At 43.3% G+C, this 16424-nt stretch carries 15 protein-coding genes; 11 read left to right on the top strand and 4 right to left on the bottom strand.

Going from position 1 to position 16424, the window contains the following annotated elements:
• The first annotated feature begins 126 nt into the window (after positions 1-126).
• Both trm10 and GBV73_RS07730 read left to right on the top strand, forming a co-directional pair.
• Positions 127-1257, top strand: a complete 1131-nt coding sequence (gene trm10 / locus GBV73_RS07735; protein ID WP_152880541.1) for a tRNA (guanine(9)-/adenine(9)-N1)-methyltransferase — start codon at positions 127-129, stop codon at positions 1255-1257.
• Between the two features lie 73 nt (positions 1258-1330).
• A complete protein-coding gene (locus GBV73_RS07730) occupies positions 1331-2386 on the top strand; it encodes an ATP-binding protein (RefSeq protein ID WP_042700382.1) in 1056 nt (351 codons plus the stop codon).
• Positions 2387-2392: 6 nt separating this feature from the next.
• Here the strand turns inward: GBV73_RS07730 and GBV73_RS07725 are convergent, their stop codons facing one another.
• Together GBV73_RS07725 and GBV73_RS07720 are read right to left on the bottom strand one after the other, a co-directional pair.
• Positions 2393-5053, bottom strand: coding sequence for a valine--tRNA ligase (locus GBV73_RS07725; RefSeq protein WP_152880537.1), 2661 nt, complete (start codon positions 5051-5053; stop codon positions 2393-2395).
• A gap of 191 nt (positions 5054-5244) precedes the next feature.
• Positions 5245-5994, bottom strand: a complete 750-nt coding sequence (locus GBV73_RS07720) for a class I SAM-dependent methyltransferase (RefSeq protein ID WP_152880535.1) — start codon at positions 5992-5994, stop codon at positions 5245-5247.
• Between the two features lie 137 nt (positions 5995-6131).
• Between GBV73_RS07720 and GBV73_RS07715 the strand changes: the two genes are divergently transcribed.
• The 8 genes from GBV73_RS07715 (at position 6132) to glp (ending at position 14665) form a co-directional block, all read left to right on the top strand.
• The gene (locus GBV73_RS07715) at positions 6132-7535 is read left to right on the top strand and encodes an MBL fold metallo-hydrolase (protein ID WP_253910332.1); all 1404 of its coding nucleotides are present in this window, start codon (positions 6132-6134) and stop codon (positions 7533-7535) included.
• Positions 7477-7674: an MBL fold metallo-hydrolase RNA specificity domain-containing protein gene (locus tag GBV73_RS11385; RefSeq protein ID WP_253910331.1), complete on the top strand. Its 198-nt coding sequence runs from the start codon at positions 7477-7479 to the stop codon at positions 7672-7674. The genes GBV73_RS07715 and GBV73_RS11385 overlap by 59 nt, the downstream gene beginning before the upstream one ends.
• Positions 7675-7677: 3 nt before the next feature.
• A complete protein-coding gene (locus GBV73_RS07710) occupies positions 7678-8019 on the top strand; it encodes a gamma-glutamylcyclotransferase (protein ID WP_152880533.1) in 342 nt (113 codons plus the stop codon).
• 32 nt (positions 8020-8051) lie between these two features.
• The gene (locus GBV73_RS07705; RefSeq protein WP_152880531.1) at positions 8052-8501 is read left to right on the top strand and encodes a hypothetical protein; all 450 of its coding nucleotides are present in this window, start codon (positions 8052-8054) and stop codon (positions 8499-8501) included.
• Positions 8488-10185, top strand: a complete 1698-nt coding sequence (locus GBV73_RS07700; protein ID WP_152880529.1) for a DUF2357 domain-containing protein — start codon at positions 8488-8490, stop codon at positions 10183-10185. Before GBV73_RS07705 ends, GBV73_RS07700 begins: the two co-directional genes overlap by 14 nt.
• Complete coding sequence (locus GBV73_RS07695) at positions 10182-12647, top strand: McrB family protein (protein WP_253910330.1); 2466 nt, start codon at positions 10182-10184, stop codon at positions 12645-12647. The genes GBV73_RS07700 and GBV73_RS07695 overlap by 4 nt, the downstream gene beginning before the upstream one ends.
• A gap of 267 nt (positions 12648-12914) precedes the next feature.
• Positions 12915-13424, top strand: coding sequence for a molybdenum cofactor biosynthesis protein B (locus GBV73_RS07690; RefSeq protein ID WP_042700355.1), 510 nt, complete (start codon positions 12915-12917; stop codon positions 13422-13424).
• A 50-nt stretch (positions 13425-13474) separates the two neighbouring features.
• Positions 13475-14665 carry a gephyrin-like molybdotransferase Glp gene (gene glp, locus GBV73_RS07685; protein ID WP_152880527.1) on the top strand — a complete coding sequence of 397 codons (1191 nt, stop codon included), beginning with the start codon at positions 13475-13477 and terminating at the stop codon, positions 14663-14665.
• Positions 14666-14677: 12 nt separating this feature from the next.
• On the opposite strand, the gene GBV73_RS07680 is transcribed toward glp, so the two are convergent.
• Together GBV73_RS07680 and GBV73_RS07675 are read right to left on the bottom strand one after the other, a co-directional pair.
• Positions 14678-15694: a deoxyhypusine synthase gene (locus GBV73_RS07680; RefSeq protein WP_152880525.1), complete on the bottom strand. Its 1017-nt coding sequence runs from the start codon at positions 15692-15694 to the stop codon at positions 14678-14680.
• A gap of 48 nt (positions 15695-15742) precedes the next feature.
• The gene (locus GBV73_RS07675; RefSeq protein ID WP_152880523.1) at positions 15743-16072 is read right to left on the bottom strand and encodes a hypothetical protein; all 330 of its coding nucleotides are present in this window, start codon (positions 16070-16072) and stop codon (positions 15743-15745) included.
• A 44-nt stretch (positions 16073-16116) separates the two neighbouring features.
• Between GBV73_RS07675 and GBV73_RS07670 the strand changes: the two genes are divergently transcribed.
• Positions 16117-16424: hypothetical protein (locus tag GBV73_RS07670; RefSeq protein WP_152878644.1), on the top strand; the 308-nt coding region annotated here is incomplete at its 3' end.

The raw sequence follows: 16424 nt of genomic DNA, 5'->3' as shown, positions 1-16424 counted from the left end.
TAATGTGTTATGGTCTGAAAATCCTCCTCAGAGTCAAATACTGTTTAAATAACAGGGGGTGAAACTAAACACGCCCCTTTCGAGAGAAAGCCTTAAAAACTCTCTTCCCAGCTCAAAACGATGGCCATGAGGACGCTCACTGACGTTTTCAGGGAACTTCTAAGAGAGAAGGGTATAGACAAAGTCGGGAGCCTCTCTAGAAGAATCCCCAAAAGGTCTTCAGAAAAACCGCTCCAGGAAATTGCCCTAGCCCTTCTTGAGGAAAAAGGAGTAATTGTAAAAGTAAAAGAACCCACAACAATAGCTTGGGACTTGGAAGGAAAGCCTACAAGAGGAGCGCTTTTTGCGTACATACCTTTGAGCTCTTCTCATCTCGAAAAGTTTGAAATCGTAATTACCGGCAAAGACCTCAAGGAAAAGCTTTCTCAGCTTAGCTACCCTTATTTCATAATCGACCTCATGCACTGGGAGAAGCACACGGAAAAAGAAAAGAAGAAGGTTGCCCTTCAAGCGTCTCAAAGCTACGGGGTTATTAGGGATTACCTCTGGGGTGAACGCTTGGCTCTTACGTGGGTCAACGAAGAGTTCAAGGAAATGGCGAACTTTCCATTAGATAAGGTAACTGCCTACGAGGGGCCGACGTGGGAGTTCCTCAACGAAAAGGGGATAGAAACGGTTGTGCTTCTCGATCCATGGGCCGAGAAAGACCTGAGCGAGAAGGACTTCTCAGCCGGAGCTTTTATAATCGGCGGAATCGTCGATACTGGAGGAACGAAGAAGAAAACCACTCCAAAAATAGGAGAGGAGCTCGAAAAGAGAGGCATAAAAGTCCTGAGGAGAAAAATCTCGCTAAAAGGGGATATAATCGGCGTCCCCGATAGGATAAATCTTATCCTTGAAATCCTGCTCAAGATGGTTTTGGAGGGCAAACCTATGGATGATGCTGTTTTAGAAGTTCAGTCGCCACTCCACGCGAAGTGGAGACTAAGGAAAGAGCTTCCAAAGCACAAGAAGAGGTTTTTAATAGGCGGAAAGAAGTTTCTGGTTGTTGAAAAAGAGCTCTTTGATGAGTACTCAAAGTGGCTCAATATAAGGTGGGAGGACTTCGTTCAGGTCTTGAGGGAGCTTGGCTTCGTAGCCCTTGAAAGGAAGAGGATCCAGCATCTTAATAAGATCTCAACTCCCAGACTAATCAACGGTAAGCTCTACAGGGTTATTCTGCTGAAAAAGGCCATGATGCTGTGCTATAACTGCTGAGCTGTTTTTGTTTTTATTTCCGAAAACCTTATAACTTATGGTACCGTAAGTTACTTACGGGGGCGTAAGTGCTATGCTATTTGACCTGAGACCCAAAAGGAGAAGGGAAGAAATATTTGATAGGGAGAAGGAATTCGAAGAGCTCGAAAAAAGCTTAAATACCTACCCACTAACCCTCATATTGGGAATTCGGCGGGTTGGAAAGAGCTCCATTCTGCAGGCTTATCTAAATGAAAATCCTGGAATTTTGATTGATTGCCGGGAACTTTATGCAGAAAGCGGACATTTAACAAAAGAGGACCTCATAAAAGAACTTCAATCAAAAGCGGGGCTGCTAGAGAAGATAACATCAAAATTCAAAATTTCACTCGACCTGAAATTCATGACTATGGAACCTAGGGAAAGTTCCTTAAGGGAAGTCTTCAAAGAACTTAACAAAATCGGGGAGGAGCTAGGAAGATTTGTAATAGCTTTTGACGAGGCTCAATATCTCCGGTTCTATGGCTCAAGAGGGGGAAAAGAACTTTTAACACTGTTCGCTTATGCCTATGATAACCTTCCAAACCTGAGATTAATCTTAACGGGTTCGGAAATTGGACTTCTCCACGATTTCCTTGATATAACAAACTATGAGAGCCCGCTTTATGGAAGACCCGTTGGAGAGATTATTGTGGAACCTTTTAACAGAGAGACTTCTTTTGAGTTTCTCAAACATGGATTTAAAGAAGCTGGAGCTGAGATTAGCGAAGAAGAAATAAAAAAGGCCGTAGGGCTTTTAGATGGAGTACCCGGTTGGCTTGTGACTTTTGGGGTAGAATATCTAAAGGATAAGGACTTTGAAAAAGCCATCCAGAGAACATTTAAGATCGCAAGGGGTCTCGTGATCGGAGAATTAAAGGAACTGGAGCGAAGGAGCCCGAGATATGTCGAAATTCTGAATGCCATAGCCCTTGGATACAGCAGGTGGAGTCTTATACGAGACTATTTAAGGGTAAGGGGGGATAGAATACCCGAACCGAGACTTTATACGTTGCTCGAGAACTTGAAAAAAATGAGCTGGATAATTGAGGAAAACGAAACTTACAAGATAGCAGACCCCGTTGTTGCAACTGTATTACGGGGAAAATAAAAAGTGTCAGAAGAAGAGGATAACAGCATCGCCAACGACTGCCGTTTCTACCTCTTCACCTTCGCTGAACACTGCCTTTCTTATGACGACATCTTCCTTGTCAAGCTCAACCTTCTGCCCTTCTACTTCGAACTCGACTTTTCCTTGTTCCTTAAGCGTTCTTGCAACTTCTTCTGCATTTTCCTTAAGATAAGCAGTTATCTTTGGCACGAGCTTTCCATACTTTGGCCCAACGGTCTTGAAGTTCGGCTTGATTTCGGTTATCCTCTCCTCAAGCTCCGGCTCGCCCTTGATTATCTCGAGCTTTTCGATGTTCATTGTTCCGGCAATGTCCTTTTCAATTGCCTTAAGCATGTCATAGCTGTCTGTTGCGTAAATTGCTACATGCTTGAGCTTGGCGTTCAAAGCCAGACCGTGGGAGTTCTTGTATCTCCTCATAGCCCCAACTATTTCGCTGGCGAGCTTTCCAAGCTTTTCTGCCTCTTCATCTATTCTGTCCTCCCTATAGGTGGGCCAGCTGAGGAGGTGCACGCTCTTAGCCCCGACTTTATCCTTGAACAGCTCCTGGTAGAGCTCCTCGGTTATGTGTGGAGCAAAAGGCGCAAGTAAGAGCGTTATGTTATATAGGAGCTCATATAACGCAGCTTTAGCCTTTAGCTTGCTTTCCTCATCTTCTCCATAGAGGCGGTGCTTTATCATCTCGAGGTAGTCATCCGCAACCTCGTGCCATACGAAAGTCATGAGCTCTCTCGTGAGCAGGTTGAAGCGGTACTTTTCGAGCTCTTCTGTTGCGAACTTTATCAGTCTGTGCAATCTCGAAAGTATCCACCTGTCGAGGGGCTCAAGCTCAATATCCTTGTATTTCTCGTAGTCGAAGTCCGTGATGTGTCTTTCGGCAAAGCGGAAGATGTTCCACAGCTTCTGGAGGAAGCGATAGTTGTAGTCAACTATCTCCCACTTGAACGGGTGATCCTCTCCCGGAGGTGCCAAAGCTGTCCATAACCTTAGGGCATCTGCTCCGTACTTTGGAATCACTTCCTCCGGTGAGACAACGTTTCCATAGCTCTTGCTCATCTTTCTTCCGTCTGGTCCGGCCACCATACCGTTGATAAGGATGTCGTGCCAAGGTTTCTGCCCGGTGAGCATATAAGTTCTGAAGATGGTGTAGAACGCCCATGTCCTTATGATATCAGTTCCCTGCGGTCTCAGTGAGGTCGGGAAGTTGTGCTTGAACCACTTCTCATCTCTTTGCCACTTTGTTATTACTAGGGGAGTTATGCTTGAGTCCACCCAGCAGTCAAGGACGTCCTTTACGCCCTCTAAGTTTGTGCTTCCACACTTCGGACACTTATCCACTGGAGGTTTGTCGAATCTTGGATCTACTGGCAGGTCTTCTTCTCTCGCTGGGATTATCTCGCCACAATCCCTACACACCCAGAAGGGAATTGGTGTTCCAAAGACTCTCTGTCTGCTTATTACCCAATCCCAATCCATGCTCTCCGCCCAGTCCTTGAGCCTTAGGAACATGTCCTCCGGATACCACTTAATCTGCTCTGCCACTTTAACTATCTCATCCGTGAAGTCCTTCACCTTGATGAACCACTGCTTCTTTGGCAACAGCTCAATCGGCGCCATACATGAACTTCTTTCCGTGTGTCTCAATACACGGTGATGTACTTTTTCTTTCTTATAGAGAAGACCCATCTCTTCGAGGTCTTTTGCTATCGCTTTCCTTGCCTCTTCGGTCGTTAGTCCCTTATACTTGCCGGCGTTCTCGTTCATTCTGCCGTCTTCACTAATCGCTATAATCACGGGCAAGTTGTAGCGCTTCTGCCACACTACGTCCTGCTCATCACCGTAAGTACAGTTGTAAACAGCTCCCGTTCCAAAGTTCGGATCCACATCCTCATCCGCTAATATGGGTACTTCTCTCTCAAATATCGGGAGCTTTACCTTCTTACCAACCTTATCCTTATAGCGCTCATCCTCAGGGTGAACGAATACGGCTACACATGCTGGCATGAGCTCCGGTCTTGTGGTGGCTATTGGTATGTAGTCATCTTCTCCAGCAATAGGAAGCTTGATGTAGTAGAGGTAGCCATCCTCTTCAACGTATCCTACTTCTGCCTTTGCAAGGCTTGTCCTACACCTTGGGCACCAGTAAACCGGGTGTTTGTCCTGGTAAAGGAGACCCTTCTTGTAGAACTCGAGAAGGGATTTCTGCACCAGAGCTTTGTAGTCATCATCCATTGTGTGATATTCTAGATCCCAGTCCGCAGAATAGCCTATTCTAATGAACTGGTTCCTCATAGATTCTATAGCCTGCCATGTCCATTCTATACACTTCTTGAGAAACTCCTCTGGCTGGTCTTTACTTATCCCAAACTCTTTCTCCACCTTGAGCTCCGTTGGAAGGCCATGGTTATCAAAGCCCTGTGGGAAGAGGACGTTGTAGCCCCTCATCCTCTTATACCTTGCCACGATGTCAATCCAAGTATGGCTCAGCACGTGGCCTAAGTGCAGGGTACCGCTCGTGAACGGGGGCGGAGTGTCTATTGAATAAGCCGGTCTCTTCTCGTCAAGCTCATATTTGTATATCTTTTCATCAAGCCAGAACTTCTGCCACTTTGGCTCTATCTCATTTGGGTCGTAGGTCTTCGGGAGCATTTCTATCACCTCTTTTGAAGATGTTTAACCTATCAAAAGCGCACCTTAAAAAGGTTAATCCTTCCGGCGGCGGTGAGAGAAAGTTCACTAACCAGAAAAGGAAGAATCTTTTTTCAATAAATTCAGCAATCGGTGTGGCGATTGACGATATGCACCACCAGAAAATAAAACAAATTTGGAGTTTAAAAAGTTTACTTAATTCCAACAAGCCAGTATCTTCTGTCATTTGGCATGAGTTCCCTCTTCAGGTGACCGTAGATTTTGACCTCGCTGAAGTGCTCTCTGGCTAGGAGCTTCATTTCTCTTGGCGTGTAGATGTTGAGCTCGTCATTGACAAAAAACGCTTTAGTGTCTCCATTTGGCTTAATTATCTGCACGAGCCTCTTGAAGCGGAGCTTTTGAAAAGCTGGTTCGACTTCACGCCAGTCTGTAATTACAAGCCTTTCGTTTCCATTTTGCTCATCCCACAGTATTGGTCCATCACTTCCTCCATAGAACCAGCACGGGAAGTCTGCAACAAAAACTCCTCCGGGTCTGAGGGCTTTAACAACACCCTTAAAGAGCCCTTGGAGATTCTCTTCATCGAAATACATGATGCTGGAAAAGAACATCGTTACTGCGTCGAATTCATTTTCAAAATTTATCTCAAGGGCATCTTCCTGAAGGAACCTGATGTTCAGTCCTCTTTGTTGGGCCTTTTCCTTTGCGACCTCAAGCATCTCTTCGTGAAGGTCTAAGCCCACTATTTCGTAGCCTCTCTCTGCAAGCTCAAGGGTTGGAATCCCCGTTCCACAGGCCAAATCGAGGATTCGCTTCACATCTCGCTTTGCATCGTTTTTGAATATCTCCTCAACAAAGTCGATTTCCTTCTTAACTCTCTCCGCCCTTTTTCGGTAGATGGCATCATAATACTCTGCCAGAACCGTGTAGAGCTCGTGCATGTAATCACCTTAGATTGTTGGGGTTTGATTCTTTAAAAAAGTTAAGACCTACCGTCTTTGTTTAATCCACCTCTAGAAAAATCTAAATATTTCCAATGATAAAATATAATTATGAGGGTTGTTGGGGTGTATCAGCGATGAAAATAACCGTTTTCGATGGTGCCGATACTATTGGTGGAACAAAGATTCACGTTGAAGAAGGTGAAAATGGTCTCTTCCTGGACTTTGGAATGAATTTTGCAAAGTATTCTCAATATTATGAAGAATTCATAAGCGAAAGAACAGCTAGGGGAATTTATGATCTCTGGCGTCTTGGGATGATACCAAAGCTCAACATCTATCGAAAAGATCTAATTCCAGAAGATCTTTTCCGTGAGGTTGGAAGATTCCCAAGGCCCAAGGTTGATGCAATCCTCATAAGTCACGCTCACCTAGACCACGTTGGAAACGTGGCCCTTCTTGACAAAAACATTCCTATAGTGGGCTCTCCAACGACAATATCGATAATTAAGGCTTTGAATGACACGGCAGCTGGTGGGAGCCATTTTGGCATGGAGTCCCCATATTACAAAGTTAGAGTGAGGAAGGATGAGGAAGGTTATGTTTTGGAGGCAGACAGGAAGTCCCATTACTTCTCGAGGGATGTCATCCTCACTGAAGACTCACAAGACCTCTCGGATTTCCTCTTTTACAGGCCTGGACAGGAATCTCCAAGAGCTAAGAAAATTTTGCCCGGTGATGTGAAAACCGTCAATGAGGAAGATTTAGGATTTGAAATTAAGCCATTTAATGTGGATCACTCAATTTACGGTGCAACGGCTTACATAATTGAAGGGGAGATAAGCTTGGCCTATACTGGGGACTTTCGATTACATGGCAAAAATGGCGACAAAACCAGAAAGTTCATCAAAGAAGCAAAAAACGTGAGCATTTTGATAACTGAGGGCACAAGAGTTGGCAGGGAGGAGCATGAAAATGTTTCTGAAGAGGAGGTTTATAAGAATGCTCTAAAGATAGCTGAAGAGGCCAAGGGTCTTGTTGTGGCTGATTTTTCAGCGAGAAATTTCGAACGACTTGAGAACTTTAAGGAAATCGCAGAAAAAACAGGACGAGAGCTTGTGATAACCGCAAAAGATGCGTACTTTCTCCATGCGCTAAAACTTGTTGATGGTGTTGATAGACTTGCAGGTCTCAGGATCTATGGAAACTTTAAAGCCACACGCCAAAAGTGGGAGGAGATAGTGGTTTGGGGCAATTATGCTGAGCAGTATGCTTCTCCATTCGAAATCAGAAAAGGACAAGAAAACTACATTCTCTGCTTTTCATTCTACGATATGCCCCATCTATTGGATGTGATGCCCAATGGAGGGGTTTACATCTATTCATCAAGTGAAGCCTTTACCGAGGAACAGACGTTTAGTTTCCTTCGCCTCTGGAACTGGCTTCAGTATTTTGGCTTTGAAGTCCATGGATTCAGGGTTGATGCTGAAGGAAAGCCAATATTTGAAAGGGGGGCTCCACGCTTCAGGACACGTTTCTAGGGAAGAATTAGAAAAAGTAATTGATGAGATTGATCCCGATTACATCATCCCCGTCCACACGGAAAGCCGGGAGTGGTTTAAAGAGAACTGGGAAGAAAAAACTGTTATTTTAAAAAATGGTGGTAGTTGGGAGGTTTAACAAATGTCAGTTAAAATAGCTGTTTATGGAACTTTGAGAAAGGGAAAGCCTCTACATGGATATCTGGAAGATGCAATTTTCCTTGGGGAAGACTGGATCAAGGGCTATGAGCTCTACGTTGATGGATTGCCTTATGCAGTTAAAGGCTCTGGAAAGTTGAAAGTTGAGATTTGGGAGGTTGATGAGAAAACCTTCGAGCTACTCAACAACATAGAGGTCGGTGCTGGATATATGCCCGTTGAAGTCAACACAGAGTTCGGCGAGGCCATTCTATGGGAGTGGAAGTATGAACCAAGTGGGAAAAGAATAGAAAGTGGAGATTTTGATGATGCTGGAATATGGTAGACATGCGAAAAGTGCTCCGGAGAGTGTTTTGTATGGGGGCTCCTGAAAGAGATCCAAATCGTGTTTTTGAATACATAAAAGATACTGTGCTTCATCCAGAGAAACATCCAGAACACTGGGAGGACTGGCTAAGAGCGGGAAGAAGGAGATTTTTACTCCTTAACATCATCTACTACATTCAGCATGTTATGGGAAGGGAAGAGGGAGTTACTAGGGAGGATCTTGAGGGATTTTTGGGAGAGCTGTACTATGTTGATAGAGAGATGTTTTCCAACATAATTAAGCCATGGAAATCCTTGGATGATACTATTAAGGAGCTTCTGGAACAGGGCCTAATCTTGCAGACACCAAAGGGTGCCTATCTCGTGAATGGGGAGAAAATACGAAATGAGGAACATTTGATCTACTGGAGAAGTGTGAAGAGGATATTTGATGAAGTCAATACACAAATTGGAGGGGATATACAAAATGGAAGAAAATAAGAATGAAGTGCTGCTTGACAGAGAAGAAAAATATCGTCTACAAGCCATATTAAAAAATAAAAAAGAGAAGGAATGCATGATAGAAGATAATGGAACACTGTATCTCTTTGAATGGCAGGAATACAGGATTATTGGAGAAAAGGCGTTCACATTGAGGATAGGGAATGAGAACCTTGATGCAGAGAAGATTGATGATAATACATACATAGCAACATTTCAGTTCAAGAACTATATTGGTAAGACTAATATCGAGATTCTAGAAGGTATCAAACCAATCTCTCTTAAATTTGAAAACTTTGAAGTACTCTCAGAGAAAGTTGAAAAAATTTATAAAGACAGAGAAGACATTGTAGGAAAGCATAGAAGGCTATATAAAGCGTTGGTCGAATATATAACGGAGAAATCAATTTCTCTCCCTTTCTCGATCAGTGCCCCTACGGCATTTGAAGTTGAAGAATCCGAAGAGCCTATAAGTGAGCTCTTTGCATACCACTTTCTCATAAACAATAAAGGGAGAATAATTTCGGCCTATGAAGAAATCACAAGACGTCCTCACAGAAAACTTTTTGAGAGGGAGGACTGGCTGGACTTCTGGGAAGTAAGTGAAGTTGGTGAGGATACTCTAATTTCAATCATTACTCATCCTAAATACTTGGTAAAAGCAGAAGCTTCTTCTATTGCAATTGCAAGATACCTAAACAACCATGTTCCTACCAGAGTTATTCAGAAAGTCAAGTACGAAAGCTTTGACACTCATGAGAATAGATTTGCCAAGCGCTTTCTCAATGATCTGATAACATGGAATGAGAGAGTTATTAATTCACTTCTAACGTCGTCATCTTTAACAGCGGAACAAAGAGAGAACATAATTTCCAAATTAAGCTTTGTCCTTGGTGAGCTAGAATACTATGCCACACGTGATATTTTTGATGATGTGGGCGAAATGGTGATTTTTCCATACACCTCTCAAGTGCTCCTTAAACGTGAAGGGTACAGAGATTTGCTCCAGCTCTGGCAAGAATTCAGAAGTTATTCACCATTTTTTGGTGAAATGCAAAAAGCCATAGATAACAAGGATATTGCCAAGCTCTATGAGTACTGGTGCTTTTTCAAGCTTGTAGAGGAACTTGAAAGTATACTTGGATGGAAGGGTTTGAGATTAGTAATTGAACCGACAGGAGAACTTCACGAGAGCGATAGCAAGGAAGAAGTCTATGCTGAATTCAACAATGGTTGGAGGATTTATTATAACAAAAAGTTAACTCCTAAAAAGTGGAGTTACTCTGTCTCGCTTAGACCTGATTTTTCATTATTTGCCAGGGATCCATCAGAGCAGAAGATGAGCCTTCTAGGAGTTTTCGACGCAAAATTCAAGTTCGATGTTGTCGATATTAATAAATTCGCAGATGAAGACAAAGGAATGGAAAGAGAGCCCACTCTTCAGAGATGGGCAAAGCTTGAAGACATCTACAAGATGCACACATATAAAGACGCTCTAAATGCCAAGTTTGCTGTAGTGTTATATCCGGGAAACAAAAGCGTGTTTTTTGGGACTAACAAAAGATGTATTGGAGATTTAGAAAGATGTGAAGGGAAGTTTGATTTAGATAGATTATTGGACAAGAATGGTGTTAAACTTGAGGGAATCGGGTATTTGTCTATGATACCGGAGGTGAAAGGATGATAAACCAAAATAAACTTCGAGAGTTAATTAGAGAGTATTGTCGTACAGAGCTTGAAGTGGCAAAAAATGAATGGGCCGATAAAAACATTAAGGAATTTAGAGAGACTCTTGATAAAATTAAGAGAACTGGTAACTATGAACTTCTGAAAAAGGCTATTAGTTATCTGCATTCCGGGAGAAATGCTATTAGATTTCACATTAAGGATACATCCGAACTAAAACAGCTCTGGGAGAATTTCCTGAAAGAAATCGTCGAAACTGACCCAGAAGAAATTTTAAAGGATATCGATGAACGCTTTGAGAAGTGGGAAGAAATAAAAGGCGTTGGGAAGGGGCTTGTATCTGAAGCTTTAGCTTTTTATTATCCAACTCACTTTAGCCCGTGGAATAATACTGTTGAATGGTACTTCCAGGAACTTGGGTGGAGAAAGCCAATGAAATATTCAGAAGTTCTTTCCCGCCTTAAAGAGCTAAAGAGCATTTTTGAAGAAGAATGTGATCATCAGGACATCAACTATGTTATCATAGACCATTTTGGCTGGTGGCTTCAGGTTAAAGTACAAACAAAAAATCTGTCAGAGAAGCTGGCATCGCTACTAAAACAACTTAAAGCGACCCATAACGATGAGTGGGTCTTAAAAGAGAAAGAATTTAGGGGATATCTTCAGAGAATAAAGGAATTGGCAAAGAAAGGAGACTCAATTACAGAAGAAGAGTTTAAAGAACTTCTGAATACTGTCAATAAAGTTCATGAGTTGTTGGGTGTGGAGGTATTATGGTTGTGGGGAAGTGCAAAAGCTTCAGGTGAGGTGGCACGTGACATTTTGTCTAGGCCAGATTTTCAGGAACTAATGCAGGTTGTGGAAGAAATCGATGACATAAAAGAAGTTGAGATGAATAGCGAGATTCTACAGCTAATTCTCAAAGTAATGGAAGCTCCCCACACCAAAGTATCTACACTAAGCTCATGGATTTTTGTTTTTAATCCAAAGGTATTCTTTCCCATTCACAGTCATATAATGAGCGGAGAAATTATTGAGAGATTAGAACTGAATAAGTTCTGGGACGTTCAAAAATACTCCAAAAAGAAACTTAAAAAAGTTACCGAGGAATACCTAAGGTTCCTTAGTGCTTTAAATATTGCTGTCGAGGAAGCTAGTGTTGATGACATGAGTGAGGTAGTATTTTATTTTGCAAAGAAAGGACAAAGTGAATCAGTTACACTAAAACAGTATTTCGCTTCAAAAGGCTATCTCTACCCAGAGCATCTAGTTTCCCAGTTCTACACCGCCCTCAAGACCAAGGGCTTCGTTATCCTTTCAGGCCTCACGGGGACTGGCAAAACGAAAATTGTCCAGGAACTGGCAGAGCTTCTCGACCCTGAAAAGAAAAATTTCCTCTTCCTCCCGGTTCGCCCGGATTGGAGGGACTCAAAGCAGCTGCTTGGGTACTACAACCCATTAACCGGCGAATATCACAAGACCAAGCTACTTGAGTTCATTCTAAAAGCCAAGGAAGACTACGAGAAGAACGGGAGGGGTGCCATGCCCTACTTCGTCCTGCTTGACGAGATGAACCTTGCCCACGTGGAGTACTATTTCGCCGACTTCCTAAGTGTTCTTGAGAGTGGGAGAGACGAAAAAGGCTTCACTAAGGAGGGAATACCCCTACACGACAGTGATGAGGTTGAAAAGTTCCTGGAAATCCCCAAAGAGCTTAAACTTCCCCCGAACCTCTACATCGTTGGAACTGTCAACATGGATGAGACAACATACGCCTTCAGCCCAAAAGTCCTCGACAGGGCTTTCACGATAGAGTTTCACGAGGTGGAGCTTGAGAAGTATCCTCCAGAAGAAAATGCGGATGATGGATCGGCCTATGGGCTTGTGGTGCCGTTAAGAGAGGCCATTCTGGAGGATCTTCGTGGCAAAGATGACCAGTTCCTTGCCCGCTCGAAAGATGAAATAAACGAGGCTGTCAAAAAACTGAAGGGTACTGAGTACTGGCAAATCCTCATTGAATTAAACAAAGCTCTCGAGCCTTACGACCTCCACTTTGGATATAGAGTAGTCGACGAAATAGCTTTGTTCTTCAAAAATGCCAAAGAAAGCCAAGAAAGAGAAATAGTCAAATTTGAGAATGACGATGAAATCTTTGACTTGGCACTTCTCATGAAAGTCCTTCCAAAGTTCCACGGGAACAGGAAGAAGCTTGAAAAGCCATTGAAGGAGGTTTTAAAGCTTTGTATGAACGAACAGGTCACCATAAAGCTCGATAGAAATGAAAACAAAATCGAGATTAAATTACCAGACGAGATTGATAAGCTCAGTAGTGATATGATTGTTGCCATACTCAAAGAGTGGGAAACTTACAAGGACAACTTCCGCTTTAAGCACATGGCTAAAAAAGTCCTCCGCATGCTGAGGCAACTCTATGAGATTGGATTCGCAAGCTTTAGTTAATTTTCACTCTTTTTAACTATTTTTGACAGAACTATAATTCTTTAAGTAATTCCTTTAGTTGCGGAGAATAGGAAAAACCACATTAAAACTAATTCAACAACATGAAGGACTTGCCATAGATGAATTTTCATCTAAGAGGAAATAGGTTATCAATTCTCAGGAATATTGAAATTTAAAGCCTCTCCAAAAGCGAGATTTTCTTGATCTTGATAGGTGGTTTGAAAAAAGTTATTAACCTCTTAGCCGAATGTTAAATGGTGGTGTAAAATGGGAGTTGAAGAGCACAAAGCCAAAGCACCCAAAAAGTTCAAGTTCGCCGTTATAACCGTCAGCGACACCGCAAGCCGCGGAAAGAGGGAAGACCTAAGCGGTTATTACATAATTGAGGAGCTGAAAAAGGAAGGAAATGAGAACGTCTATTATGCAGTTGTGCCGGATGAAAAGCTCAAGATAATAAAGGCTGTAATTGAAGCCCTTGAAAAGGCCGATGTTGTGATTACAACGGGCGGTACCGGAATAACAAGGAGAGACGTGACGATTGAAGCCTTGAGACCCCTCTTTGATAAAGAACTCGTAGGTTTTGGGGAGATATTCAGGCTAAAGAGCTACGAAGAAGTTGGAACCGCTGCGGTTCTAAGCAGAGCAACCGCGGGAATAATAAGGGATAAAGAAAGCAAAGTCGTCTTCTGTCTGCCGGGAAGTCTAAACGCAGTGAAAACAGCCCTTGAAATTATCAAAAAAGAAGCCTATCACATTCTCAAACATGCGAGGGAGTAGTTATAAGTTATAACTTTTAACTTATAACTTAAAAGTTAGAAGGTGATAAGATGAGGGAATTCAAACAGCTAACCCCCTACAGAAAAGCCCTCGAAATGATGCTGAACGATATAAAAGAGCTTGAAGAAACCGAGGAACTTCCCCTTGACGAAGCTCTCGGGAGAGTGCTTGCCGAGGATGTTGTCTCACCAATAGATTTACCCCCCTTTGATCGCTCTGCCGTTGATGGGTATGCGGTTAGGGCTGAAGATACTTTCCAAGCGAGGGAGTACGCTCCGGTGGAGCTCGAGGTTATCGATGAAATCACTGCTGGAATGGAAAGCGAGAGAGAGGTCACCAACGGTAAAGCAATAAAGCTAATGACCGGCAACAAGATGCCAAAGGGAGCCAATGCCGTCATAGAGCAGGAAAAGGTGAAGCGAGAGGAGAACAAAATCTACGTCCTCAGACCCGTTGCCCCAGGGCAGAATGTTGCCTTCAAAGGCGAAGACGTGAAGAAGGGAGAAGTCGTCCTCAGGAAAGGGAGAATATTAAAGCCTCAAGACCTCGGAATGCTCAAGGGGCTTGGAATTAAAACCGTTAAGGTGAAGAGAAAGCCCAAGGTTGGGATAATGGTTACAGGTGATGAGCTAATAGAAGAGCTGAATGAAGAAGCCCTGAGAAGTGGAAAAATCTTGGAAAGCAACTCCGCAATGCTGAAAGCTCTTGTGAGGGAATACTTTGGCGAACCGGTCTTCTACGGTATAATTCCGGACGATGAAGAGCTCATAGGCAAAACAATTGAAAGGGCAAAAAAGGAGTGCGACCTCGTTTTAATCACCGGTGGAAGCGCCTTTGGAGAGAAGGACTATGCCCACAAGTTCGTCAACCTGCTCTTCCATGGATGCACAAACAAGCCGGGAAGACCGATAGGGTATGGCGAGAGAGTCTTCGTCATGAGCGGTTACCCTGCTGCTGTATTTGCCCAGTTCCATCTCTACGTCAAATATGCTTTAGCAAAGCTTGTTGGAGCAGATTACAGGCCGATAAGGGTTAAGGCAAGGCTCAAGGAGAAAGTGCCATCATCTCTGGGAAGGCATGAGTTTGTGAAGGTTTACTATGAAAACGGCGAAGCTGTGCCGATTAAGAAAAAGGGAAGCGGAATAATGAGCGCAATAGTTGAGAGCAACGCTTATCTCGAAATCCCGGAGGACAGCGAAGGGTATAAAGAGGGAGAGGAGGTCTGGGTTACGCTTTATTGAATATCTGCCTTTTTATTCCCTTTTCATGACCATCCACACAAGGATTGGGAAAACCAGCGTCGCATCTGCCCATATTTCCACGTAATCTGCCTTTGCCTTTATTTTGCCCCAGCTCACGCCTTCACTTGGGGGAGCTCCGCTTAAAGAGCCGTCCCACGGAATTGCGGTGGTTATGTAGATTGCGTAATCTGTTCCGCCCCTAAAGAGGTTTGCGTTGATTATGGCGTGCTTTGGATAAGCCCCACCCAGAATTATTGATGCGGTCTCCTTTGCGGTAATGGCGAGGTTGTTGAGCTTCACTATGTCGTTGGCTACATCTATTATAAGCTCTCTGTCGCCTCTCTCCTCTTTGAAGAAGTAAAGCATATCCCCAAAGGAACCATCGGTCAAAGCAGGACAGAAGATCGGAATGTTGTTCTTGTATGCCCAGTAAAGGATGCTCTTTTCCTTCTCTTTGCCCAGCTTTTCGTCCATATATCTGCCGAGCTCGTAGATGACCTCACTCGCTGTTAAATGTCTCTTTTTTTCCCTTTCAATCTCTAGGAGCCTCTCAAAGAACGGAATCATGTACTTCTCAAATTCAATATAGCGGTCGTTGGGCACAAAAATGTTGCCAATTCTGTTTATTCCCTTCTGTCTCATCTCGGCATCGTTGACGTTCCAGTCTCCAAGGATAAAGGGTTTCAGGGCTTTTATGAAATCCTCCTCCACTCCTCCAGCGGTGGTTACAATTACATCGACCTTCTTATGCTTCACAAGATAAGCTATAACCTCCCTCAGGCCAGAAGAAACTATATTGGATGTGTAGCCGAGGAAAACTCTAACTTCTTCCCCGTTTTTTCTCTTTTTCTCCACTTTCTTCCAGATTTCAATGGCCTTTCCCAGATGTGTTGCTTGAAAGCCTATTCTTTCGTAGTATTCAATGACTTCCTCTAAGCTGCTCACGTCCTCAAGCCATGGGCCAATGACAGGAATTTCCTTAATTCCCTCAGTTGATGACTCCTTAAGAACTGACTTTTTTGGATCCAAATCCCACACCTCCAAGGGGCATTGAAAAAAGAACTTAAAGTTTTTGCCCTACTCAAGGGACTTCAGAGCTTCCAAAAATCTCTGCACAACTTCCTCGGGAGCATCTTTCTTGGGGCTTCTCTTCATTCTCGGCGGCTCTCCATGTTTATATCTCTCAATCCACTCAAAAACCTGCTCAAGGGCTTCTTTAAAGTTGCTTACAGGTTCAAAGGGTTCATCAAGGTAATAAATCTCTTCATCTTTGAGGTCATATATCAGAACTGCCGGGTAAAGGGTGTCATCCTTACATGGGCATTCAGACTCTACGCTGACTTCAATAACAAAATCCCCTACCTCAAGAATCCCCTCCTCTTTTAGGGTTTCTTTCCACTTGCTCATACGTCTTATGAATTGCTTTTCAGGTTTTAAAATTTAACCAGGGCGTGTTTATAGTAACCTTTATTAGGGTTTTTGCTGAATTCTTTCAGGTGGTTGTCGTGATCCCCAGATGGGATCACAGACTCAAAGACCCTGAAAGCGTGGCATTCGCAATTCTTGACGTTTTAGCAGACTTCGAATCAGAAGGAAAGCTGAAGAACCTGCCAAAATCCAAAAAATTTCCAGTAAAAACAATACTGGCAATACTCCTCTTTAAACAATACTACAACCTACCCCTCAGAGACGCCCAGCACTACGGCAGAAAATTCTTCGGAGCAAACATTCACTACTCAACCCTCCACAACTGGGAGAA

It is taken from the genome of Thermococcus sp. 101 C5 (assembly GCF_009372125.1).
Taxonomy (GTDB): Archaea; Methanobacteriota_B; Thermococci; order Thermococcales; family Thermococcaceae; genus Thermococcus_A; species Thermococcus_A bergensis.
The sequence above is the reverse complement of the archived record's forward strand: the minus strand, read 5'-3'. Positions and strand labels throughout refer to the sequence as shown.